Genomic DNA, 22633 nt, shown 5'->3' with positions numbered 1-22633 from the left:
TTTTAAGGAAACTCCCTTTTGCCCTGTTTTTAAGTCGAAGTCCTGTGATATACATCTGTTCAGTTGTTACTTGTGAGTAGGAGCACACCGCAAGACCTTGTCGGCGGCGGTCGAAACACAAGCAATGACTGCGAGTTTCGTCCCCCATCACATAAACGGCAGGGAGAAATCAGTGCAGAAATCTCACAAGAACGGCAACAGACGTCTCGGCACGCGCGTGGCCGTTATTGCAGGTACCGCAGGTGCAGTGCTGGCTTTTGCAGCGCCGATGGCCTCGGCTCAGGACCCGGTCGACAATTCGGTACCGGGCGCCGCAGTGTGTCCGGCTACTGCCGAATCCTGTGTGTCGGTAGTGGTTCAGAGCGGAACCTTCGACAACAACGGCTTCAACCTCCCGATCGGAAAAGGCGACATGATCATCGCCGCCGAGGCCGGCTCCGGTGAAGGTGAGTCCACCGTTCTTCTCCCGCGCGACGACGGACACAACGGTGTCTACTCCAAGCCGCTGACCGTTCCCGGCGGAGTTCTGGGAATCGATCTTCCGTTCGGCAATCTCTTCGGCCTTGCCGCAGTAGCGGCCGAGGTGGAGGCAACGGCTGCGCCGACTCTCAACGGAATCATCACCGACATGGATCTGAGCATCCCGGTGCGGATGAAGATCAACAACGCGTTCCTCGGTGACAACTGCTACCTGGGTTCCGCGGCGGCGCCGGTGAATCTTCGTCTCGCGCCTGACCCGTCGGTGGTCCCTACCTACACGGTGCTTCCGTCGACTGCGCTGAAGGTGAGCCCGGTCGGGAACGAGGCCACCGGCTTCGCGCTGCCCGCTGCCAGTGGTTGCGGACCGTTCGGAGTGCTGAATCCGATCGTCAACTGGCGAGCAAAGGTACCGGCTACGTCCGGAACCTCGCTCAGCACGATCTCCGACGCCTACCTGTACCCGGGAGGGCTCACCGGTAGCGATCCTCTCGACGATCTCGGTGGCGGAACAGGATCCAGCGGTTCCAGTGGCTCGAGCGGTTCGTCCGGAAGCTCCGGTTCCTGAAAAATCGGAAGCCTAGACGCAGCGGTGGTGACGGAATGTCACCACCGCTGCGGCGTCCGACCTGTAATAACCTGTGCCTCAGGGTGGGCGAAGGCGGCACTCCATCAGGAGGACCTGCGCGGCCACGAAATCACAGGGGAGTCCTCAAACATGTTTCGAGACAGCGTTCTTGCCGGTCCGGTCCTGCGTCGGGGTGTGACGGCGCTGGCAGTTGCAGCCGCGGCCACCATGTTTGTCGGCACCGCAGCAACGGCGGAGCCGGCAGCAGTTGTCGGTGAGGTGTCCGCGGACTCCATCGCGGCAGCCCGTGCGCAGGCCATCGGAACGACGGTCACCGTCGTGGGAACCGCGACTACGCCGTCCGGAGTGTTCGAATCCAGCTTCTACGACAAGGGCTTTGGTCTCCAGAGCGGCAATTCGGGCATTTACATCAGCGATCCGAACAACTCCGGGATTGCTCTCGGCGATCAGGTTCAGGTCACCGGAGTCCTCGCGGATCAGGAAGGCCTGCTCGTCGTCCGCCCGACTGCCATCGAGGTAATCGGCACGACCACTCAGATCAGCCCGGCGCGATTGCCCCTCAATGCAATCGGTGAGGGCAGCGAAGGTCGTCTCGTGACGGTGTCCGGAATCGTGAGCGGACCCGTCGTCGACGATCTGCCGTACGGTCACAAGATCCTGGTGTCCGGCATCGACGGGAACACCGTCATCTTCGTCAACACCCAGACCGGAATCGACGTCGACGCCATTGCAGTCGGACGCCCGATCACCGTCACCGGTTTCAGTGGCCAATACGCCAGCACCTACGAGGTTCTTCCCCGTTCGGAAGCCGATGTGCAGCAGGGTTTCACGGGCAGCCTGAGTTTCGGCAGCTGACCTAGATCTCGAACCGAGCTCCGACGCGCATCGACCCGGGAGACAACCGGCTGATCGTGCGTCCGAGCTTGGCTTCGACGGTCACGGGCACCACGGCCTTGTTCGTGCGAACTGCTTTCACGATGGCACTGGCCACCCGGTCGGGGGTGAAGTTGCGCTTGCGGTAGAAGTTGTCGACCTTGGTCTGATTCTCGAGTTGTTCCTCGGCGGTGGTCCCGGCGAACTCGGTGGTCTTGAGGATGTTCGTGTGCACGAGGCCGGGGCAGATGGTGCTGACGCCGATGCCGTGTGGAAGCAGCTCTGCCCGTAGGCAATCCGAGAGCATGAATACCGCTGCCTTGCTTGTCGAATACGCGGTGAGGGCCTTCTGGGGTGTGTAGGCGGCAGCCGAGGACAGGTTGACCACGTGTCCGCCGGTTCCCCGGTCGATCATCATCGGGGTGAATGCCCGGCAGCCGTAGACAACTCCCCAGAAGTTGATGTCCATGACGCGCTCGAACTGGCGCTGCTCGGTGTCGGCGAATGTCCCGGAGAACCCGATTCCAGCGTTGTTGACGACGATGTCCGGCACGCCGTGATGCGCCGCGACTGTCTCCGCGAATCGGATCACGGCCTGTTCGTCGGACACGTCGACCTGGTAGGCGTGCGAACCGCCACCGAAAACCGCTTCGGCTCCGCTGGCCTGAGTGGGTGTGTTGATGAGTGCCGCAGTGTCCTGCGCGCTTTCGAGGTTGATGTCGGAGACGACGACGATAGCTCCCTGGGCCGCGAAGGCGAGGGCCGTTTCACGCCCGATGCCGCTGCCTGCACCGGTGACAACTACGAGCGTGCCGGTGAGGTCGCGTAGTCGACGCTGCAACTTCGTGCCGCGTCGCCAGCCGGTGACGTCCTTCAGTAGCCCCATTGGTTGCCCTTTTCGTGTGTACGTTTGCGGCGTGTGTCTCTAGCTGACTTCCCCTCTGCGAAAGGTATCCGATGAGGGAGCTTCGTGTCGTACGAGTCGTTAGAGTGCGCACATCTGCAGGCTGCACTGGCCGCGGCTGCCCACTCCTCGACGGTGCTCCGGCGGTTCACCCTTTGAGGACACTCGAATCGGAATGAATTCCTGACCTTCGCTAACGGCCTGACCTGCAAATGTCGCTCGAAAACTGAACAATCTTCTCGCTACATTCCACTGAGCGGGACCTGCAACTAATCCCTGTGCCTTACGTCACAAACTGTCTCGACAATGCTTCACATCACAGTTTCTGACCTGGAGGTTTTGAATGAGTCGCAGTTCTCGGCGCGGTCACCGCAAGGTTGCCGCCGTCGCGCTGGCTGTCTCCGCCGGCCTGTTCGTCTCGTCGTGCGCTGACAGCGGGAACGGGGGTGGGAGCGGCGACGCACCGGATTCCGGTTCAGGGTTGTCCATCGGCCCGGTCAACGAGCAGTCCGACGAGGGTGACGCGGTCAAGGGTGGCACGCTCACGTTCAGCGGGTATTCCGCTGTCACGAATCTCGACCCCGCGAAGACGCAGATCGCCGGTTCGGTCGCTGGTTCGGAGCTGGGCGCCATCTACGACACCTTGCTGCGCTACGACCCGGCGTCGAAGGAATTTGTTCCGAAACTCGCGGAGTCGATGGAACCGAGTTCCGATTTCAAGACGTGGACTCTCGAACTGCGCGACGGTGTGAAGTTCAGCGACGGGACTCCGGTGGATTCGGCGGCCGTTTCGGCGAGCCTCAATCGCTACGTCACCAACAAGGGGCCGCAGTCGAGCCTGTACGCGTCGAAGGTTGCGTCGGTCGACACCCCGGACGCGTCGACGGTCGTCTTCAATCTTGTCGACCCGTGGACCGGTATCGAGTCACTGCTCTCCACCGGACCCGGCATGATCGTCGCGCCGAGCGCCCAGCAGGGCGATCAGTTCACCCCGATCGGCGCCGGCGCGTTCACCCTCGAGAAGTTCGCTCCCAACGAGGAATTGATCCTCGACGCTCGGGAAGACTACTTCGACGGCGCCCCGAACGTGGACAAGCTGCGGTTGATCAGCATCGTCGGTTCACAGTCCACCACCGAATCCCTCAAGAGCGGCGGCACCGACGTCGCGTACATGCGTTCGCTTCCGAACGTCCTGGATCTGATCGACTCCGGCTACCCGGGCTTCGTCGACATCCCGTCGCTGTCGTACCTCTCGCTCGTCAACACGGCTCCCGGTCGTCCCGGTGCCGACGTGCGGGTGCGACAGGCATTGGCGCTCGCGACCGATCCCGTCGCTCTCGACAATCGCCTCAACGAAGGTAAGGGTCTGCCCGGCCAGGTCATCTTCCAGGACACCTCTCGCTGGCACAACGACGTCGCTCCGATCGGCGTAGACACCGCCAAGGCGAAGCAGCTTCTCGACGAGGCCAAGGCCGACGGTTTCGACGGCAAGATCACATACCTGACGCTGCAGGAGAATTCGGCGCAGGCGATGGCTCTGGCTCTGCAGTCGATGGCCAACGCCGTCGGTTTCGATTTCCAGATCGAGTACGTCAACTCGGTTGCCGACGTCGTCAAGCGTTTGTACGCCGACCGCGACTTCGACATGGCAACAGGTTCCGCCAACCTCGCGGAAGCCGATCCCTTCGAGCGTCTGTACTCGAACCTCAAGACCGGTGGGCGAAACAACGCCGCGAGTTTCTCCGACCCCGAGATGGATACGCTGCTCGACCAGCTGGGTGTAGCGACGTCGAACGACGCGAAGATCGAGGTGCTAGCCAAGATCCAGGAGCGCGCCAATGAGGTTGTGCCGTGGCAGGTTTACGGCAACACTCCGTGGCTCGGTGTGTGGGGACAGAACGTCCACGGCATTCAGCAGAGCCTGGACGGAATCATGTTCTTCGACAAGGCCTGGAAGAACTGAAGGCCTCTGAAGAACTAAAGAACTGATCAGACCCGAGAAGCGTCCCCGCGGGGACGCTTCTCGGCATCAGAGAGTGTGACCGATCAAGAAGTGAGATCGAGGGCGGCGCGAACGATGCTGTCGGAGTCGAGGCCGTGGTACCGGTAGACGTCTTCGAGTGAACCGACCTGACCGAACCGGCTCACTCCGAGCGCAGCACCCGGGACATTGTTGATTCCCGTCAGGAACGCGAGGGTGTGCGGGTGCCCGTCGAGAACGGTGACCATCGGCGCTGACCGGCTACTCGGGAAGACCTGATCCAGGATCCACGACGGACCGTCCGCGAGACCGCGCCGAGACTGGAGCGCTTCGAAGAGCAATCCGGGGCTGGTCACGCACACGACGTCGGCGGAAATGCCTTGCTCGCCCAGTCTTTCGGCGGCGACAAGTGTTTCGGTGACGGTGGCACCCATACCGACCAGGGTGACGGCCGGATCAGGGTTGTGCCGCAGCGTGTACGCGCCGGCCACCACCTGACGTCGACGGCGTTCTCGCGCAGCCGGATCGGTCGGTACCGCGGCCAAGGCCTGATCGACCGGACGGGTCGACAGACGCAGATACGACGAGCTGCCGTCTGGTCGGCCGAGGCGTCCGATGCTGTCGAGGAGCGTCCACTCCACGTCGACGGCGAATGCCGGTTCGAAACTGACGCATCCCGGCTGTTCGAGTCCGATGGACGGGGTCTTGATCGATTGGTGCGCACCGCCTTCGGCTGCCAGGGTGACGCCCGACGGAGTGCCGACCATGATCGACTGTCCACCGGCGTAGATGCCGTACGACCACGGTTCGAGAGCCCGCTCGATGAAGGGGTCGTACATCACGCCGATCGGGAAGAGCGGCTGGCCCCAGCGACTCCAGGTTGCACCGAGTTCGCCCATCAGTCCGACCAGGTTGGTCTCGGCGATACCGAGTTCCATGTGCTGACCGGTGGGCTTCTCACGCCAGTGCATGATCGTTTCGGCGTCGTCGGCAAACCAGTTGTGCCGCTCGTTGGGGGACCACACCCCGACCTTGTTCAGCCACCCTGCCAGGTTGGTGGTGGAACTGACGTCCGGGCTCAGTGTGACAACACGTTTCGCGGCGTCCGGCGCCTCTCGGCTGAGGTCGAGTAGCACCCGGCCGAGAGCTGCCTGAGTGGTGGATGTGCCGGAGGGGGTACGGCCGATGTCTTTCGGAACTGCCGGGGGCATCAGATGCTCCTCCTTCGGGCGAGCCAGGCGCTCAGCGGTTTCGGCGCAGATGCGGCCAGACGGGCCGTCCGCCTCGAACCGTTCCCAGGGCTTCGACGGATCCATGCCGAGTTCCGCCGCCAGAATCTCGTACTGCTCGGTGGTGAGTAGCGACGAGTGGTTCTGCGGATGGCCCTGCGTCGGCAGGCCCCGGCCCTTGATCGTGTACGCGATGATCACGGTGGGACGGGTGTCGTCGATCTGCGCGTACGCCTCTCGCAGAGCGTCGAGGTCGTGGCCACCGAGATTGCGGATGGCCTCGAGCACTGTGGCGTCGTCGAGGTCGTTGATCAGCGACGTGATCGCGTCGGCGTCCGCCGCGTCGCCAGGCAGCCTCAGACGTACCTCGTCGGCCGTGCATCGCAGCAGACGCTGATACTCCGGATTCGGCATGTCCAGGATTCGTTCGCGCAACGCGGTGCCGCCCGGCCGGGTGAACAGTGATTCCAGGAGCGCGCCGAATTTCACGGTGATGACCTGCCAACCGGCGCCCGAGAACATGCGCTCCAGGCGGGTGGCCGCGATGTTCGGCACCACCCGGTCGAGTGATTGGCGGTTGAGGTCGACGATCCACACGATCTCACCCAGTTCGGCGACCGAATGATCGAGAACTGCTTCCCACACCGCGCCCTCGTCGAGTTCGGCGTCACCGACAAGGGAGTACTGACGCCCGGTTCCGGCGCCGCCGAGGGAGGCGTCGACGTATCGGCGTGCGATCGCGCCCCAGATGGGAGCCGTCGCACCGATTCCCACCGATCCGGTCGAATAGTCAACCGGATCAGGATCTTTTGATCGACTCGGGTAGCTCTGCAGGCCCCCGAACTCGCGCAGCGTTGTCAGGTACGACTCGTCGAGTTCACCGAGCAGATAGTTGATGCCGTGGAGCACCGGAGCCGCGTGCGGCTTGACGGAAACCCGGTCGCCGGAACGAAGTTGGCCGAACCACAGCGACGTCATGATCGAGACCATCGACGCGCACGAGGCCTGGTGGCCGCCGACTTTGAGCCCACTGGGATTCGGACGGACACGGTTGGCGTGATGGATCATCGCGGTCGACAACCACAGAACACGCTTCTCGATCTCAGTCAGTGGATCGGGAGCGTTCTGGTTGATGCTGGGGCTGTTCACGGCCGGTCCTGCCTTCAATAGTTGACATCGATCGCCACACCGCCTGTACCCCAGATCATGGGGCCGACGATGTGGTTGTGATGTTTGGCAGGACTTCCTGAGGCCGAACCGTTCGGCGCGGCAAAGTCCAGCCGCACCTGTCGATCTGTTGTGCAGATTCTGCGTCAAAGTCCATCATCGGCATACAGATTGGGCAATAGCTACCCAGTGGATTGAGCAATGTGCGCAACACCGAGGCCTGTGCGCCGTGCGAGGTGGGCACTATGCGCAGCACACTGCGAGTCGTGCGCGCTCAATCCATCAGATCGTGGACGTAGCACCAGCGCCAGGATTCGCCGGGCTCGTGCGAGCGCATGACCGGGTGCGCGGTGTCGCGGTAGTGGTTGGTCGCGTGCTGATGGGGGCTGGAATCGCAGCACCCGACGTGGCCGCAGGACAGGCACATGCGCAGGTGAGACCAGTTATCCTCGCCCAACTCGGCGCACTCCTGGCAGGCGCCGGGCGTCAGCGCCGCCGGGTCCGTTTCGGGGGCATTGGTTAGTTCCTCGCAACCGGTCGGAGCGGGTGCGGGCTGCTGTGTGCGAGCTGCTGCTCGCTTCAGGATTTTCTTCATCGCCTTCCATACTGCATGCTGCCAGAGTGAACGGCATATTACTGGGGGTTGTAGTAGCGGCGTTGCTGGTGGCGGCGGTTGCGCGAAGGTTCGGATTGTCTTCGCCGCTGATCCTTGTCCTGGTCGGTTTGATCGCCTGCCAGATACCCGGTGTTCCGGAGTTGGAGCTCGATCCGGACCTCGTCCTGTTCGTCGTGTTGCCTCCACTTCTGTACTCGGCGGCGCTGGACAGTTCATACCTGGCACTGCGGTCCAATCTGCGTCCGATCGGATTTCTCGCAGTGGGGCTGCCCCTGGCGACGACGGCAGCGGTGGGCTTTGTCGCCTACCTGATCGTGCCGGAATTCTCGATTGCGGCCGCACTGGTTCTCGGCGCCATCGTGGCGCCGCCGGACGCGGTGTCCGCGAGCGCAATCGGACGCAAGCTCGGTCTGCCGCGCCGAATCATGACCCTGCTGGGCGGGGAGAGCCTGCTCAACGACGCCACCGCCCTGACGGCCTACAAGGTTGCTCTCGCCGCGGCGGTGGGTACCGGTGCGACACTGATCGGCGGCTTCGAGACCTTCCTCGTCGCAGCGGTCGGTGGAACGGTGATCGGCCTCGCGGTGGGCTTTGTCATCTCGAAGGTTCGCGGCAAACTCCAGGATCCGGTGATGGAGAGTGGAATCGGGTTGGTGGTGCCGTTCTTCACCTACCTGGCTGCTGAAGAGGTCCACGCGTCGGGCGTCATCGCGGTCGTCGTAGCCGGATTGTTCCTCGGCCAGCGCTCCACGCGCGCGAGTTATGCGACGCGCTTGCAGGACACGGCAGTGTGGAAGGCCGTCGACCTGATCCTGGAGTCCTTCGTCTTCCTGTTGATCGGGCTCCAATTGCCCAGTGTTGTCAACGGATTGCAGGGGTACAGCACCTCGATCGTCGTCTGGGCGTCGATTGCCGTGCTCGTGACCGTCGTGGTGGTGCGGATCGCCTGGGTGTTCCCGTTCACGTACGTACCGCGTTGGCTGTCGCCCCGTATCCGAGCGAGGGAGCCGGAGATTTCGGCGCGGGCAGTGTTCGTCGTGTCGTGGGCCGGTATGCGAGGGGTCGTGTCGCTGGCTGCTGCCTTCGCCATTCCGTTGACGGTCAACAGTGGTGAAGACTTCCCGGGCCGTTCGCTGATCCTGTTCCTGACGTTTGTCGTCGTGGTCGGCACGCTGCTGCTGCACGGCCTGACGTTGCCGTGGGTCATCCGTGTCCTCGGTGTGCAAGGAGACGAGGAGCAGTCCGACGCACGCGCCGAGGCGGCGGCTCAGGACAAGGCTGCACGCGCTGCTGCGGCGCGCCTGGACGAATTGGTCGGAGCAGACGCCGACGACGTCCCTCAGGTCCGCAATCGCGCCGCGGACATCTTGCGAAGCTGGAACACCCACCGCGCGAACTCGGCGTGGGAGCGACTGGGACGCAGCGACGAGGATCTGGGGGAGAGCCCGTCGAACGCCTTCCGCTCGCTGCGCCTCGAGATGATCGATGCCGAGCGAGGTGTGTTCATCGCCGAGCGCGATGCCGGCCGGATCGACGACGAGGTTCTCCGCAAGGTACTTCGAGAGCTCGATCTCGAGGAAGCCACGCTCGACCGGGACTAGACCGGCTGGTCTGATGTCGGTGAGGGTAATCGCTGGCCAGGGTCGGTTTACCTGGCCGTTGAGGCCTGCAACTTAACCGATTCCACTGAGCGAGACTCGATCCAATTTTCTGTGCCTCCCGTCACAGACTGTTTCGTGTTCAACATCACGTCACGGTCTTACCCCGCCTTGGAGGCATTCGAATGAGTCGTAGTTCCCGCCGCGGAAGTCGCAGATTGGCTGCGGCTGCGCTGGCGATCACCGCAAGTATGTTCCTGGCGTCGTGCGCCGACAACGGCTCGAGCAATGGTGGCGGCGAATCCGCTGATTCCGGTTCCTCGCTGAAGATCGGCATGGTCAACGAGCAGGCCGACCCCGGCACTCCCACCAAGGGCGGCACGCTGACGTTCAGCGGCTACTCGGCGGTCACGACTCTCGATCCCGCGAAGGCTCAGGTTGCCGGCGCCACCGGCGGCAGCGAGCTCAGCGCCATCTACGACGTGCTCATGCGCTACGACCCCATCGGGCAGAAGTTCGAGCCCAAGCTCGCCCAGTCGCTCGAAGCGAGTTCGGACAGCAAGACCTGGACGCTGAAGCTCCGCGACGGTGTGAAATTCAGCGACGGAACAGCTTTCGATTCCAAGGCAGTGGCGGACAGTATCAACCGCTACGTCACCAACAAGGGACCGCAGTCGAGCCTGTGGGCTTCCAAGGTTGCCTCGATCGACACCCCCGACGCGACGACCGTCGTCTTCAACCTCGTTGATCCGTGGACGGGCATCCAGTCGATGCTCGCTACCGGACCCGGCATGATCGTCGCCCCGAGCGCCCAGCAGGGCGACCAGTTCACCCCGATCGGTGCCGGCGCGTTCACTCTCGAGAAGTTCGCTCCCAACGAGGAACTGCTCTTGGCTGCTCGCCCCGACTACTACGACGGCGCGCCGAACATCGACAAGCTCAAGCTGATCAGCATCGTCGGCGCTCAGCCCACCGCTGAAGCCCTCAAGACGGGCGGCATCGACGCCGCGTACATGCGTACGCTCACCCCGATCCTGGATCTGATCGAGTCGGGTTACCCCGGCTTCGTCGACATCCCGTCGCTCGGCTACATCGCGAACGTGAACATGGCCCCGGGTCGCCCGGGCTCGGATGTTCGTGTCCGCCAGGCGATGGCGCTTGCCGTCGATCCGGAGACGCTCAACACCCGCGTCAACAACGGCAAGGGACTGCCCGGCCAGGAGATCTTCCAGGACACCTCGCGCTGGCACAACGACGTCGCACCGATCGGCGTCGATCCCGCCAAGGCGAAGGAACTGCTCGATCAGGCCAAGGCCGACGGCTACGACGGAAAGATCACCTTCCTCTCCATCCAGGAACCGTCCGCCCAGGCAACGGCTCTGGCCATCCAGGCAATGCTCAACGCTGTCGGATTCGACGCTCAGATCGAATACGTCACCGGTGCAGGTGATCTGGTCAAGCGGATGTATGCCGATCACGACTACGACATGAGCACCGCAGCACTGAGCCTCGCCGAGGCCGATCCCTACGAGCGTCTGTACACGGGCATCAAGTCCGGCGGCCGTAACAACGCCACCGGCTACTCCGACGCCGAAATGGACGCTCTCCTGGACAAGTTGGGCGTCGCAACCACCGACGACGACAAGAAGGCAGTCCTGGCACAGATTCAGGAACGCGCCAACGAGACCGTCCCGTGGCAGGTGTGGGGCAACGTCGCCGCACTCGACGTCTGGAACCAGAACGTTCACGGTCTCGAGCAGAGTCTCGACGGAATCGTGCTCTTCGACGGAGCTTGGAAGTCCTAGAGAGCCTGAAGTCCTGGAGAGCTTGAACCAAGACCTGAAATCAGAGGAACTGCTGTGTATTGCGAGCTCGCTGTCCGAAGGAGACGAAATCGATGAACATCGGCGCAATAGGTAAGAAATTGGGCCAGCTCGTCATTGTGATCCTGATCGTCAGCTTCGGAACCTTCGTGCTGGCATCACTGATCCCCGGCGATCCTGCTGTCTCCGTTCTCGGTGAAGGCCGAACGCCCGCCGAGTACGAGGAAGTTCGGCAGCAGCTCGGGCTCAACGATCCACTCCTGGTTCGCTATTGGGACTGGCTGACCAGCGCTCTCCAGGGCGACCTCGGTAATTCGCTTGTTCCCCCGCAGCAGGACGTTCTGACTGCGATCGGCTCGGCACTGCCCGTCAGCGTTCAGTTGGCCGTGATGGGTCTGGTCATCGCACTCGTCGTCGCCGTGCCGCTCGCACTCTGGTCGGCGCACCACGAAGGCGGCGTCATCGACCGCGTCATCAGCGCCGCGACGTTCGGTGTTCTTTCCGTCCCGAGCTTCCTCGCCGGTCTGTTGCTGATCATGGTCACCGTCAATTGGCTCGGCTGGTTCCCGCGATCACAGTGGGTGCGCATCGGGGACAGCCTCTCCGGAAACCTCTCACATGCAATACTCCCGGCGATCACCATCAGCCTCCTCGAGATGGCGATGTTCACTCGCGTTCTCCGATCCGATCTGGTGACGACGCTCCGTGAGGATTACATCCTCGCTTCGAAGGCGAAGGGAATGCCCACGCTGCGAGTGCTTTTCAGTGACGCGCTCCGCCCGTCGTCGTTCTCGCTCATCACGATGATGGGTCTGGCTCTCGGCGGCATGATCGGCAGCACCGTGATCGTCGAGACGCTCTTCTCGTTGCCAGGAATGGGCACGCTCATCGTCCGCGCAGCGCAGCAAGGTGATTCGCCGATGCTGCTTGGCGCGGTGGTCGTGATCGCGGTCATCTACGTCCTCGTCAACAGTGCGATCGATGTTCTGTACACCTATCTTGACCCGAGGAGTCGTCGTGTCCATGTCTGAAGTGACGCCAGACGGAGCGGCCCCGTCGCCGGCCCCGTCCGAGGTGATGACATACCGGCAGCAGACAGTCCTGCTGGCTCCCGGTCCCGTCGAGACGTTGGAACAGCCCAAGAATCTGGTCCTGATCGGATCGATTCTCACGGTGATCGGCGTTGCGCTGCTCGGCACCGCACTCTTCGGTTCGGCCATCATGATGACCGTCCGCATCGTGCTCGCGCTCGTTGCCCTGGTTTTCCTCTTCAAGGGTCTCGGCAAACTCGGTACGTCCAAGTGGGGCAGTCAGTTCGATCTCTCGTACTGGTTGGCGTGCATCTGGCTGGCCGCGCTGATCCTGGCCGCGATCTTCGCACCGCTGCTGCCGCTCGGTGAGTACAAGGACACGGTCAAGACCTTGGCCGAGCCGGGCTTCGCCTCGCCGAGCCTGCTCTCCGATCACCCGCTGGGTACCAACAACTTCGGTCTCGACCTGCTTGCCCGCGCTTTGTTCGGTGCCAGGGCATCCTTGACCGTGGCCATCTGCGCCGTACTGATCGGCATGATCATCGGCGGCACCATCGGCGTCATGGCCGGTTACTTCCGCGGCAAGGTCGACGCAGTCGTCGGAATCCTGACCAACTCGCTGCTGGCCATTCCTTCTCTGGTGCTGTTGATCGCACTGGCCGCGGTGCTTACGTCGAACCTGCGCAACATCACCCTCGCACTCTCGATTCTCTGCATTCCCAGCATGGTTCGAATCGCCAGGGCCAACACCATCGTCGTCGCCCAACGGGAGTTCGTGCTTGCCGCGCGGGCCATGGGCGCCACCAAATGGCGCGTCATCTGGCGCGAGTTGGTTCCCAACGTCCTCGTTCCGGTCGCCGCGCTCGGCCTGGTGGCCGTCTCCGGCCTGATTGTCGCGGAAGCATCACTCAGCTTCCTCGGACTCGGTATCGCACAACCTGATCCGACCTGGGGCAACATGATTGCGGAAGGCCAGGGCGGGATCGTGGAGAAGCATCCGTTCATCGTTCTGGTTCCCGGCGTCTTCCTCTTCCTGACGGTGTTCTCCTTCAACCTCATCGGCGAGAAGTATCGGAGTAAGCTGTGACCACTTCAGTTCAGAACGGCGTTCCGCTACTGCAGGCGGACAACATCAGGACCGTATTCGCCACTCCGCGTGGCCAGTTGCGAGCAGTCGACGGTGTCTCGATCCACGTTTCCGCCGGTGAAACTCTCGGTATCGTGGGTGAATCCGGTTCCGGCAAGTCGGTTCTCGGACGCACCATCATGGGTCTGCTCCAGAAGGGTCCGGCTCTGGACATCAGCGGGACGGTGACGTTTGCCGGCCGCGACATGTCGACCATGAAGAAGTCGGAGATGAAGCACTTCTGGGGACCCGAGATCGCCATGGTCTTCCAGGATCCGATGACCTCGCTCAATCCGTTCAAGCGCATCGGTACCCACATCACCGAATCCTTGAAGTTCCACCTGGGTCTGAAGAAGGACGCGGCCCGCGATCGCGCTGCGGAACTCCTGTCGATGGTGGGTATCCCCGAGCCCAAGCGTCGGCTCGATCAGTACCCCCACGAACTTTCGGGCGGTATGCGTCAGCGTGTGGTCATCGCGATGGCCCTGGCCTGCGAGCCGAAACTGCTGATCGCGGACGAGCCGACCACAGCTCTCGACGTGACCGTGCAGAAGCAGATCCTCGACCTGCTCGCCTCGCTCAACGACAAGCTCAACATGGCCGTCATCCTGATCAGCCACGACCTCGGTGTGGTCTCGGGACGATCGGATCGCGTCGCCGTCATGTACGCCGGTTCCGTCGTGGAAACGTCGGCCACCGAAGAGTTGTTCACTCGTCCACGCCACCCGTACACCGAAGCGCTTATGGCCGCGATTCCGCGACTCGAATCGCCGACGCACACAGTGCTGCAGACAATTCCGGGTGGACTGCCGGACATGACGAAGCCGATCACCGGTTGCCGCTTCGCCGCTCGCTGCCGGTATGCCCAGGACGACTGCCTGACCGGCGAACCGGCTCTGGCTCCCGGTGGCCTGGGAGACAACACAACCGAAAGTCACACGTTCGCGTGCCACTACCCGGTCGACACCCCTGAAGGCACAACGGCATTGGTCGCCAACGAGAAGGCCGGCACTACCGCAGCGGGCCTCTCGCTCGCGGTGAAGGAGATGGTCTGATGACTGCAGCAATCGAAACCAGAAAGCCCGAGACGGTGGACGCGGCCCTGACGGTCGAGGACCTGGTCGTCGAATTCAACGTCGGCAAGGGGCAGACCGTTCACGCCGTGTCCGGGATCAGCTTCACCGTCGCTCCGGGTGAAACATTGGGCGTTGTCGGTGAATCCGGCTGTGGCAAGTCCACGGCGGGCCGGGCGATCATGCAGTTGCCCTCACCGACGTCGGGCTCCATTCGCCTCGGAGAGACCGAAATGACGGCACTGGGCGCGGAAGAACTGCGTCGCAGTCGCACTCAGTTGCAGATGATCTTCCAGGATCCGATCTCCTCCCTGAACCCTCGTCGCAAGGTCAAGGCTCTCATCACCGAGGGTCCGTCGATCTGGGGCGGAAAAGACAAGGCCGCCATCGAAGCTCGGGCACGCGAGGTTCTTGCCGAGGTCGGGTTGGACCCGGACATGGTGTGGGACCGAACCCCGCGCGAACTCTCGGGCGGACAGTGCCAGCGTGTGTGCATCGCCCGCGCGTTGATGCTGGACCCCAAGGTCCTGATCTGTGACGAGCCGGTCTCGAGCCTCGACGTCTCCGTGCAGGCGCAGATTCTGAACCTGCTCGAGGATGCGAAGAAGCGTCACGGGCTGTCTTTGCTGTTCATCGCGCACAACATGGCCGTCGTGAAGAACATCAGTGACCGCGTGATGATCATGTACTTGGGCCGCGTCTGCGAAATCGTTCCCGCAGAAGACATGCAGAACCGTGCGCTGCACCCGTACACGCAGCTACTGCTGTCGTCGATTCCCGATCCTGATGCCACCGTCACCGCAGCGCAGAACGTCGAGCAGAAGGTCATCGAGCTGCCGTCGCCGCTCAATCCGCCCAGCGGCTGCCGGTTCCGTACTCGGTGCCCGCTGGCCACGGATCTCTGCGCCGAGGAAGTTCCCGAACTTCGTCTCGTCCAGGGCGGTCATCAGGTGGCGTGCCACAACGTGTGACTACACGCGAAGCATGTTGCGTACGTGACCGGTTTCGTTGATCGACCCGACCCTGCGGCTTCCGTCCCGGGAAACAAGAATTCGCGTGACGGACACGTACTCGATCGGGAAGGTCAACGGACGCTCCAGCCCGAGTAGTTCCTGCAGAACGATATTGATGACGCCGCCGTGGCAGAAGATCGCCACGGTGGCGTTGTTGTCGGTTGCGGCTACGACGTCGTCGATCGCACCGAGGACTCGCGCACGAAAAGTGTCGCCGTCCACCGACTCGGGTAGCCATCCGGCCTTGATGCGCGCATACGTTTCCGGTGCGCGTTCCAAGACCTCGTGCATCGGGATGTAGTGGGGCTGCTCGTAGTCGTACTCCGCCAGACCCTCGAGCTGGGTGACCGGAAGATCCAATGCCTGCGCTACCGGGTCCGCGGTCTCGAGTGCGCGCTTCTGCGGGCTACTGAAGAGCCCGGTGATCCGGTAGGGGGCCAATGCCGCAGGCAGCCGAAGTGCCTGCACTCGACCGGCGTCGGTCAGTGAGGGATCGGCGAAGCCTTCGGTGACCTCGGCCAGTTCGGGGAGCGCGTGTCGGATCAGGAGTAGTTGCACCCACGTCACCTTGCCATGTACAGATCGACGGCCACCACGAGGTTTCGGCCTTCGCGTTTCGCCTGGTACATGGCGGTGTCGGCGATGTCGAGCAGAGCGTCCATCTCGGCCATGGCCTGATCTACCCAGGCGACTCCGATACTGACCGTTCCGGCGAAGCCGCGGATGGATCGGGAGTGCGCCTCCTGCCTCTGCCTGATGCGTTCTGCCAGGGCAATTGCTTCCTCGAATGTGCAGTCGGCGGCGGCGACGGCAAATTCCTCACCGCCAAGGCGACCGGACAGTCCCAGTCCTTCGGTAGTGGCGAGGAGGGTGTTTCCGAATTGTTCGAGGACCGAATCTCCGGTGAGGTGGCCGAGGTTGTCGTTGATCGATTTGAAGTGGTCGAGATCGAGCATCATGACGGCGATCGATTTTCGCGCTGTGTGTTGGGTGTCGAGGAGTTCCTGCGACTGGGTCCAGAACGCATGTCGGCTCAGCGTTCCGGTCAGGGCGTCGCATTCGGCGATGCGTTGGAGTTCACGTTCAGCGCGTCGCTGTGCGCCCGTGGCGACGGCTACGGCGATGGGGGAGAGCGCCATCAAGATGACGGAGATTCTGGTGGTGACACCTTCGCTGAGCAGATGAACCGGATCGGCCAGGGCCAACCGCCCCTGGCCCGCCATGATCAGCGCCCACGCGCTCCACCCAGCCGCGAGGAGCGAAGTGCTGAACAGCGAGACGCGCATCGCGCACCACAAGAGCGCCGGCATCGGAAGCAGCAATGCGAGGGCTCCCTGCACTTCGAGGGCCAGCGGGAGGCAGGCGAGGAGCGCTGCCAGCGGCAGAAGGATCTGGGCGACCCGTCGAAGTCGCAGATTCTGCCGCACGGACGGCCCGAACGTACGACGGACGTGGTCGAACGGAGGTGCGGAAAGAAGGATCGGCAGCACGATCAGATAGGTGCACAGGTCGGCGAAGAACCAACCCACCAATTCCGTTCCCGCACCGCTTCCTTCGTGGAGTTGAGTGCGCAGTGCGCTGGCGGACCCAGCCGTGAACGACGCCAGAACCGAGACGACGAAGATTCTGGTCGTGTACTTCGTCTCGGAGATCCGCCGCGGAAAACAGCCGAGCAAGTTCGCGGCGATCAATCCTGTCGTGACGCCGACCAGATTGATCGCATTCAGTTCGAAGGCCCTCTGCACGGGGCTTCCGGTCGCAAGATCCGCCGTCAGCAGCGCGGCGCCGCCGACAGCGAGTCCGATCGGCGCAAACGAGCGCGGGTTACGAAGGAGAATGCCCAGAAGGATCGCGTTGGCGGGCCAGAAGGTCGACAGAAACCCGGGCGGACGGGCGGCGATGCCGGCGAGTGCGACAACGAGTATGGCGACGAAGATCAGCGACGAGCGCACCCGGGTTGTCGAACGATCCATGGCCAGCCTGTCGTAGAAAGCAGAAGCTGTCCGAGCCTAGCAATGATCCGGCTACTGTCCGAGTTGTACGTTGAAGTGTCATTCCCGAGGGTTCGGCTGCGTGAGGCGTCGAATCAAGTTCGCCAACTCCTCGGGCTGATCGATCATCGCGTGGTGATGCGCCGGGCGCAGGACGTGAAAACTCCCGCCGAGGTAGGTGGCGAGTTTCTGCTGCTTTGCCATCCAGGCGATGGACCAGGGAGTGGTGTGGCCAGTGTGTGCAGCGACGACGCTGAGGTCGATGTCGGGCAGTGGGTGCTTGCTCGAGCGTCGTAAAGCGGTGAGCTCCAGCGCCATATCGGTGTACGCGACGTATTCGATCATCGCCGCCTCCAGATAATGAGGCTCGCGGTAGATCTTCCTGACCCATTCGAGGGTGGCTTCGGACGACCCGCTCGGCGGCACGGACTGGTTGAGGATCTTGCGCGTCGTGGTGCCGAGGAGTCGTTGGAGTCCGGTGGTGCTGAACGAGGCCGCGGCGGCCCGGGAGGCGATCAGCAGCAGGTCGCGGGGGAAAAGACGTTTCGGTTCTTTCTCGGCACTGGAATCGAGGAGCAGCATCCCCGCCGCCCGATCGGGGAACAGTCGCGCGAAGCCTTCGGCATAGAAGCCGGCGATGGAGTGGCCGACGACGACGGCCGGACCAGTCAGTCCCAGAGTGTCGAGCACGTCGCGGATCCGCTGAGCTTCGCCGCGGACAGTCGGCACGTCGGAAGACGGCTCGCTGAGTCCGAAGCCCGGGCGATCGAAGCGGACGACGGTGTGGTCCGACTGGAGATGACGCGCGCAGTCATCCCAGTCGAACCAGTTGCCCGCCAGTCCGCCGCACAGGACGACGACGGGGCCGTCGCCCTCGGCAAGAACATGCAGTCGGCTCTCGCCGACCTGCAAGATCTCGCCCGGTGGTTTCACGTGGAACAATTCCGGCACGTGAGAATCCGGACTACTGACGCGGTTTCGCGAGGGGGAAGGCCAGCGTCTCGCGGATGCTGCCACCCGTGATCAGCATGACGATTCGGTCGACGCCCATCCCGAGACCACCCGTCGGCGGCATCGCGTGTTCGAGGGCTTGAAGGAAGTCCTCGTCCAATTCCATTGCTTCTGGATCACCGCCGGCCGCAAGCATCGACTGCTCGGTGAGCCGGTTGCGCTGATCCACGGGGTCGGTCAACTCGCTGTACGCGGTTCCCAGTTCGACACCCCATGCGACGAGGTCCCACTTCTCGGCAACGCCGGGGATGCTGCGATGCGGCCGGGTGAGCGGCGACATCGAGGTGGGGAAGTTCGTGTAGAACGTGGGGAACTCCGTGTAGTCCTCGACCAGGTGCTCGTACATCTCCTGCGCGATGGCGCCGGTATCCCAGCTGGACTGGTACGGGATCTCGTTGGCGTCGCACAGCTTCTGCAGGTCTTCGAGACTCGTCTCGGGGGAGACGTCGACACCAAGCTTTTCGGCGACGGCGCCGTGCATCGTCTTCACCGGCCACTCGCCGGAGATGTCGACCTCGACCAATTCGCCGTCCGGGCCGGGTCGCATGATGATTTCGCGCCCGAACGCTGCGACGGCCGCCGCCTGGATTAGCTCGCGGCACATCCGCATCATGCCCTCGTAGTCGCTGTGCGCCTCGTAGGCCTCGAGGATCGTGAATTCGGGATTGTGTTTGAAGTCGACGCCCTCGTTACGGAACACGCGGCCGATCTCGAACACCTTCTCCATACCCGCGACGCACAACCGCTTCAGGTACAGCTCGGGTGCGATGCGGAGATAGAGGTCGAGGTTGTACGCGTTGATGTGTGTCAGGAACGGAGCGGCGTTCGCGCCGCCGTGCACCTGCTGCAGGATCGGGGTCTCGACTTCGAGGTATCCGCGACCACCGAGTGAATCGCGCAGAGACTTCACGACGGCGCTTCGAGCCTCGAGCAGTTCGCGGGCCTTCGGGTTGAGGGCGATGTCGAGGTACCGCTGGCGGACTCGGGTCTCGGGATCCGAGAGGCCCTTCCACTTGTCCGGCAGCGGGTGCAGGCACTTGCCGTTCATGCGCCACTCGACGGCGATGAGCGACAGCTCGCCCTTGCGGCTACGCCCGATGGTTCCACTCACTTCGATCAGGTCACCGAGATCGAACTCGGCAGCGAACTCCGCCAACTTCTCCCGGCCGACGTTGTCCTGGTCGACCAGAACCTGGATGTCGCCGGACCAGTCGCGCACGTCCGTGAACACGACTCCGCCGTAGTCGCGAACCCTCAGCAGGCGTCCCGCGATGCGTACGCGGGTGCCCTCCGGCGACTTCGCTGCGGCGGCAATCGTATGCGTCGGCGGATAGGCGACGGGGTAGGCGGCGATCCCTTCGTCGGCGAGTTGCGCGAGCTTGTTCATGCGCACCCGAACCTGCTCGGGTCGACGCGGACCGTTGGTGGTGAACGACGGCGCCGAGTCCGGCGGACTGCCGTCGGCGTGCAGCCCTTCGGAAGTCACCAGAGCTGCCGGCACCGCCGCATGTGTTCCGGTGTGCTTGACGACCTGGCTCGACTTGCGTCCGAAACTGGGCAGCACCACAAAGCCTTCGGCGATGGCCGACGCGAATCCGACGCGCGGCAGCTCACGGTTGTCCTCGAAGCAGAGGAAGCGCGGCTCCCAATCCGGCTGGTACTTCACGTTGGAGCGGTACAGCGCTTCGAGCTGCCACCAGCGGGAGAAGAAGACGAGCACCGAGCGCCAGATACGGAGGATCGGCCCGGCGCCGATGCGCGAACCTTCCTCGAACACCGAGCGGAAGACGGCGAAGTTGAGCGAGACCCGCACGACGCCGATCTCGTCGGAACGTGTGGCCAACTCCGAGACCATCAGTTCGACGACTCCGTTGGGTGCCGTCGGCTTGCGACGCATCAGATCGAGCGAAACGCCGTTCGGTCCCCACGGCACGAGCGAAAGCATGCCGACGACGCTTTCGTCCTCCGTGCCTTCGCCCATGACGGCTTCGACGAGGAGGCAGTCGCCGTCGAGGTGATCGCCCAGTCGGCCGAGCGCCATGGAGAAGCCGCGCTCGGTGTCGGTGTCACGCCAGTCGTCCGCGCGGATGATGACGGCTGCCATGTCCTCCGGCGGGATGTCGCGATGGCGTCGCATCCGCACGGTGACGCCGTGGCGCCTGACGCGGGTGACGGCCTGGCGCACCGGGCGCATGTCGCGTCCGTTGAGGTTGAACTCGCGGGTGCGCAGGATCGCTTCGTCGCCGAGTTGCAGGACGCTCAAGCCTGCCTTCTTGTACGCCGTCGCCCCGGTTTCGCTGGCGCCCATAACGGCTGTCGCCCAGCCGTACTGCGAGGCCAGGTCCTGCCACGCTTCGATGGCGTGCGGCCACGCTTCGGGATCGCCGATGGGATCACCACTGGCGAGGCAGACGCCGATCTCGACGCGGTAGGTGATCGCGGCCTTGCCGCTCGGCGCGAAGATGACGGCCTTGTCGCGGCGGGTGGCGAAGTAGGCGAGGGAGTCGTCGGCGCCGAAGTTCTGGATCAACCCGCGGATCGCGGACTCGTCGTTTCCGGTGAGGGCGTTGTTGGAGCGTTGCGCGCGGAAGAGCGTCATAACGGCGGCGAGTAGTGCGATGGCGCCGAGGAGACCGAGGACCGTGTTGACGAAGACGCGTGGGTGGCCGTCGAACACCTCGTTGTCGACCGAAGCCGCCGCGGTGACGCGGTTCAGGGCCCAGAGGAATCGCTGGTTCTGCGGCAGGTCGCCCGGGAAGAGTTCGACAAGGCCCCAACCGATCACGGTCGCGACAGCCATGCCGCCGATCAGTACGCCGAGCGCTTTCCAACCGGCGCCGCGTCGTACGCGTGTGTAGAACTCGGGCCTCGCGGCGATGAGGATTCCGATCACGACAAGCAAAACGACAGCGGCGACGGCGTTGTTCGGGTTCTTGTCGACGATCGTGGAGGCGATGTTGGTGAGGGTGATCAGCGCGAGGTAGATCGTCAGCAGCCACCAGGCGATGCGCTTGCGACTCGCGAGGGCCGCGGCGAGCAGGGCGACGACGAGCGCCCACGACAGGCTCGTATCCGGTGCGTCGAAGTAGTAGCTGTCGATGTATTCGCGTGGGACGCGGAGGATGTGCCGCAGAACCGGCGAGATGCTCCACAGGAACACCAGTACGGAGAAGACTCCGAGGATCAATCCCGAGATATGGGGAACCTGGCTGAACCGCCCTTTGCGGAATCGCCGCGCCTGGCGCGGATTTTCGGGTGGCGATTCCACCAACTCTGCAGTGGTGTCCGATACCTCGGTCAATGGTGCCATCGAGCTTCCTCTCCTACCGGTCGATCAGATCCTCACGCTAAGTGTGGTCTGTCGTGTCCAGTTTTGTGGGAGGAGGAAGATGATTGACATGACCGACAACATTCCAGCAGTACCCATCCGCGACGAAATGATTCGGCTCGGTCAGTTTCTCAAGCTCGCGAACCTCATCGAATCGGGCGCGGAGGCCAAGGAAGTGATCGCCGACGGCATGGTTTCGGTCAACGGTGAGGTCGAAGATCGTCGGGGCCGCCAGCTTCGTGACGGCGATGTCGTCGAGATCGGCGGGATGGCCGCCAAAGTGGAAGCCCCCGCCTGATCCCGCGACTTCTGACTAGCTTTCGCGAACGACGACGCCGTCCTGGTCGCTGTAGACGATCTCGCCGGGGTTGAAGGTGACTCCGCCGATTTCGATCGGCACGTTCTTCTCGCCCGAACCGGTCTGAGTGCTCTTGCGCGGGTTGGTGCCCAGCGCCTTGACGCCGATGTCGAGGGTGCGCAGGATCGCCGAGTCGCGGACAGCTCCGTTGACGATGACTCCGGCCCAGCCGTTGTCGACGCCGCGGCCGGCGATGATGTCGCCGACCAGGGCGGTGTGGATGCTTGCGTCACCGTCGACGACGAGGACTCCGCCGTTGCCCGGTTCGCTGAGGGTCTGCTTCACGAGCAGGTTGTCCTGGAAGCACTTGATGGTGGTGATGGGGCCGGCAAACACTTCACGTCCACCGAACTGGGTGAACTGCGTGTCGCAGCTACGGATGTCGGGTCCGATCTCGTCGGCAAGGTCAGCGGTCGCTACAGGCTCGGTCATGCCCACAGGATAG

At 63.3% G+C, this 22633-nt stretch carries 18 protein-coding genes; 10 read left to right on the top strand and 8 right to left on the bottom strand.

Features of this window, described 5'->3' with window-relative positions; genetic code table 11:
* Positions 1 to 172: 172 nt before the first annotated feature.
* Both R4P70_RS26395 and R4P70_RS26390 read left to right on the top strand, forming a co-directional pair.
* Positions 173 to 1045 (top strand): hypothetical protein, encoded by an 873-nt coding sequence (locus R4P70_RS26395; RefSeq protein WP_317832557.1) that lies wholly within the window; start codon positions 173 to 175, stop codon positions 1043 to 1045.
* A 150-nt stretch (positions 1046 to 1195) separates the two neighbouring features.
* Positions 1196 to 1921: a hypothetical protein gene (locus tag R4P70_RS26390; RefSeq protein WP_092765197.1), complete on the top strand. Its 726-nt coding sequence runs from the start codon at positions 1196 to 1198 to the stop codon at positions 1919 to 1921.
* A 1-nt stretch (position 1922) separates the two neighbouring features.
* On the opposite strand, the gene R4P70_RS26385 is transcribed toward R4P70_RS26390, so the two are convergent.
* Positions 1923 to 2825: an SDR family NAD(P)-dependent oxidoreductase gene (locus R4P70_RS26385; RefSeq protein ID WP_020968018.1), complete on the bottom strand. Its 903-nt coding sequence runs from the start codon at positions 2823 to 2825 to the stop codon at positions 1923 to 1925.
* 361 nt (positions 2826 to 3186) lie between these two features.
* On the opposite strand from R4P70_RS26385, the gene R4P70_RS26380 reads away from it, so the two are divergent.
* Entirely contained in the window at positions 3187 to 4806 is a 1620-nt protein-coding gene (locus tag R4P70_RS26380; protein ID WP_092765199.1) for an ABC transporter substrate-binding protein, read from the top strand.
* A gap of 83 nt (positions 4807 to 4889) precedes the next feature.
* Here the strand turns inward: R4P70_RS26380 and R4P70_RS26375 are convergent, their stop codons facing one another.
* Together R4P70_RS26375 and R4P70_RS26370 are read right to left on the bottom strand one after the other, a co-directional pair.
* Positions 4890 to 7202, bottom strand: coding sequence for a transketolase-like TK C-terminal-containing protein (locus R4P70_RS26375; protein WP_317832553.1), 2313 nt, complete (start codon positions 7200 to 7202; stop codon positions 4890 to 4892).
* 292 nt (positions 7203 to 7494) lie between these two features.
* Positions 7495 to 7815 (bottom strand): UBP-type zinc finger domain-containing protein, encoded by a 321-nt coding sequence (locus R4P70_RS26370; RefSeq protein ID WP_317832552.1) that lies wholly within the window; start codon positions 7813 to 7815, stop codon positions 7495 to 7497.
* A gap of 26 nt (positions 7816 to 7841) precedes the next feature.
* On the opposite strand from R4P70_RS26370, the gene R4P70_RS26365 reads away from it, so the two are divergent.
* From R4P70_RS26365 to R4P70_RS26340, 6 genes are all read left to right on the top strand, one after another.
* The gene (locus tag R4P70_RS26365) at positions 7842 to 9437 is read left to right on the top strand and encodes a Na+/H+ antiporter (protein WP_020905652.1); all 1596 of its coding nucleotides are present in this window, start codon (positions 7842 to 7844) and stop codon (positions 9435 to 9437) included.
* Between the two features lie 182 nt (positions 9438 to 9619).
* Positions 9620 to 11239, top strand: coding sequence for an ABC transporter substrate-binding protein (locus tag R4P70_RS26360; protein WP_020968021.1), 1620 nt, complete (start codon positions 9620 to 9622; stop codon positions 11237 to 11239).
* A gap of 92 nt (positions 11240 to 11331) precedes the next feature.
* On the top strand, positions 11332 to 12288 hold the full coding sequence (locus R4P70_RS26355; protein WP_019746259.1) for an ABC transporter permease: 957 nt from the start codon (positions 11332 to 11334) through the stop codon (positions 12286 to 12288).
* Positions 12281 to 13375 (top strand): ABC transporter permease, encoded by a 1095-nt coding sequence (locus R4P70_RS26350; RefSeq protein ID WP_020968023.1) that lies wholly within the window; start codon positions 12281 to 12283, stop codon positions 13373 to 13375. The genes R4P70_RS26355 and R4P70_RS26350 overlap by 8 nt, the downstream gene beginning before the upstream one ends.
* Entirely contained in the window at positions 13372 to 14469 is a 1098-nt protein-coding gene (locus tag R4P70_RS26345; protein WP_020905655.1) for an ABC transporter ATP-binding protein, read from the top strand. The genes R4P70_RS26350 and R4P70_RS26345 overlap by 4 nt, the downstream gene beginning before the upstream one ends.
* Positions 14469 to 15458, top strand: a complete 990-nt coding sequence (locus R4P70_RS26340) for an ABC transporter ATP-binding protein (protein WP_205907222.1) — start codon at positions 14469 to 14471, stop codon at positions 15456 to 15458. The genes R4P70_RS26345 and R4P70_RS26340 overlap by 1 nt, the downstream gene beginning before the upstream one ends.
* On the opposite strand, the gene R4P70_RS26335 is transcribed toward R4P70_RS26340, so the two are convergent.
* From R4P70_RS26335 to lysX, 4 genes are all read right to left on the bottom strand, one after another.
* The gene (locus R4P70_RS26335; protein WP_029254119.1) at positions 15459 to 16058 is read right to left on the bottom strand and encodes a histidine phosphatase family protein; all 600 of its coding nucleotides are present in this window, start codon (positions 16056 to 16058) and stop codon (positions 15459 to 15461) included.
* A gap of 5 nt (positions 16059 to 16063) precedes the next feature.
* On the bottom strand, positions 16064 to 17473 hold the full coding sequence (locus R4P70_RS26330; RefSeq protein WP_020905658.1) for a GGDEF domain-containing protein: 1410 nt from the start codon (positions 17471 to 17473) through the stop codon (positions 16064 to 16066).
* A 78-nt stretch (positions 17474 to 17551) separates the two neighbouring features.
* The gene (locus tag R4P70_RS26325) at positions 17552 to 18442 is read right to left on the bottom strand and encodes an alpha/beta fold hydrolase (RefSeq protein WP_020968026.1); all 891 of its coding nucleotides are present in this window, start codon (positions 18440 to 18442) and stop codon (positions 17552 to 17554) included.
* A 13-nt stretch (positions 18443 to 18455) separates the two neighbouring features.
* Positions 18456 to 21812, bottom strand: coding sequence for a bifunctional lysylphosphatidylglycerol synthetase/lysine--tRNA ligase LysX (lysX, locus tag R4P70_RS26320; RefSeq protein WP_019746266.1), 3357 nt, complete (start codon positions 21810 to 21812; stop codon positions 18456 to 18458).
* Positions 21813 to 21900: 88 nt separating this feature from the next.
* On the opposite strand from lysX, the gene R4P70_RS26315 reads away from it, so the two are divergent.
* On the top strand, positions 21901 to 22128 hold the full coding sequence (locus R4P70_RS26315; protein WP_003943569.1) for an RNA-binding S4 domain-containing protein: 228 nt from the start codon (positions 21901 to 21903) through the stop codon (positions 22126 to 22128).
* Positions 22129 to 22143: 15 nt separating this feature from the next.
* On the opposite strand, the gene rraA is transcribed toward R4P70_RS26315, so the two are convergent.
* The gene (rraA, locus tag R4P70_RS26310) at positions 22144 to 22620 is read right to left on the bottom strand and encodes a ribonuclease E activity regulator RraA (protein ID WP_003943552.1); all 477 of its coding nucleotides are present in this window, start codon (positions 22618 to 22620) and stop codon (positions 22144 to 22146) included.
* Positions 22621 to 22633 lie beyond the last annotated feature (13 nt).

Source organism: Rhodococcus sp. IEGM 1241 (assembly GCF_033142365.1).
Classification (GTDB): Bacteria; Actinomycetota; Actinomycetes; order Mycobacteriales; family Mycobacteriaceae; genus Rhodococcus_F; species Rhodococcus_F erythropolis.
Note: the sequence above shows the minus strand (reverse complement) of the source record. Positions and strands in the feature narration are given on the sequence as shown.

What these genes read in the sequence shown, in the direction of transcription:
- R4P70_RS26330 (WP_020905658.1), bottom strand. Translation starts at nt 17,473, where the DNA reads ATGGATCGTTCGACAACCCGGGTGCGCTCGTCGCTGATCTTCGTCGCC.
- R4P70_RS26350 (WP_020968023.1), top strand. Translation starts at nt 12,281, where the DNA reads ATGTCTGAAGTGACGCCAGACGGAGCGGCCCCGTCGCCGGCCCCGTCC.
- R4P70_RS26385 (WP_020968018.1), bottom strand. Translation starts at nt 2,825, where the DNA reads ATGGGGCTACTGAAGGACGTCACCGGCTGGCGACGCGGCACGAAGTTG.
- R4P70_RS26360 (WP_020968021.1), top strand. Translation starts at nt 9,620, where the DNA reads ATGAGTCGTAGTTCCCGCCGCGGAAGTCGCAGATTGGCTGCGGCTGCG.
- rraA (WP_003943552.1), bottom strand. Translation starts at nt 22,620, where the DNA reads ATGACCGAGCCTGTAGCGACCGCTGACCTTGCCGACGAGATCGGACCC.
- R4P70_RS26340 (WP_205907222.1), top strand. Translation starts at nt 14,469, where the DNA reads ATGACTGCAGCAATCGAAACCAGAAAGCCCGAGACGGTGGACGCGGCC.
- R4P70_RS26390 (WP_092765197.1), top strand. Translation starts at nt 1,196, where the DNA reads ATGTTTCGAGACAGCGTTCTTGCCGGTCCGGTCCTGCGTCGGGGTGTG.
- R4P70_RS26315 (WP_003943569.1), top strand. Translation starts at nt 21,901, where the DNA reads ATGACCGACAACATTCCAGCAGTACCCATCCGCGACGAAATGATTCGG.
- R4P70_RS26355 (WP_019746259.1), top strand. Translation starts at nt 11,332, where the DNA reads ATGAACATCGGCGCAATAGGTAAGAAATTGGGCCAGCTCGTCATTGTG.
- R4P70_RS26380 (WP_092765199.1), top strand. Translation starts at nt 3,187, where the DNA reads ATGAGTCGCAGTTCTCGGCGCGGTCACCGCAAGGTTGCCGCCGTCGCG.
- lysX (WP_019746266.1), bottom strand. Translation starts at nt 21,812, where the DNA reads ATGGCACCATTGACCGAGGTATCGGACACCACTGCAGAGTTGGTGGAA.
- R4P70_RS26370 (WP_317832552.1), bottom strand. Translation starts at nt 7,815, where the DNA reads ATGAAGAAAATCCTGAAGCGAGCAGCAGCTCGCACACAGCAGCCCGCA.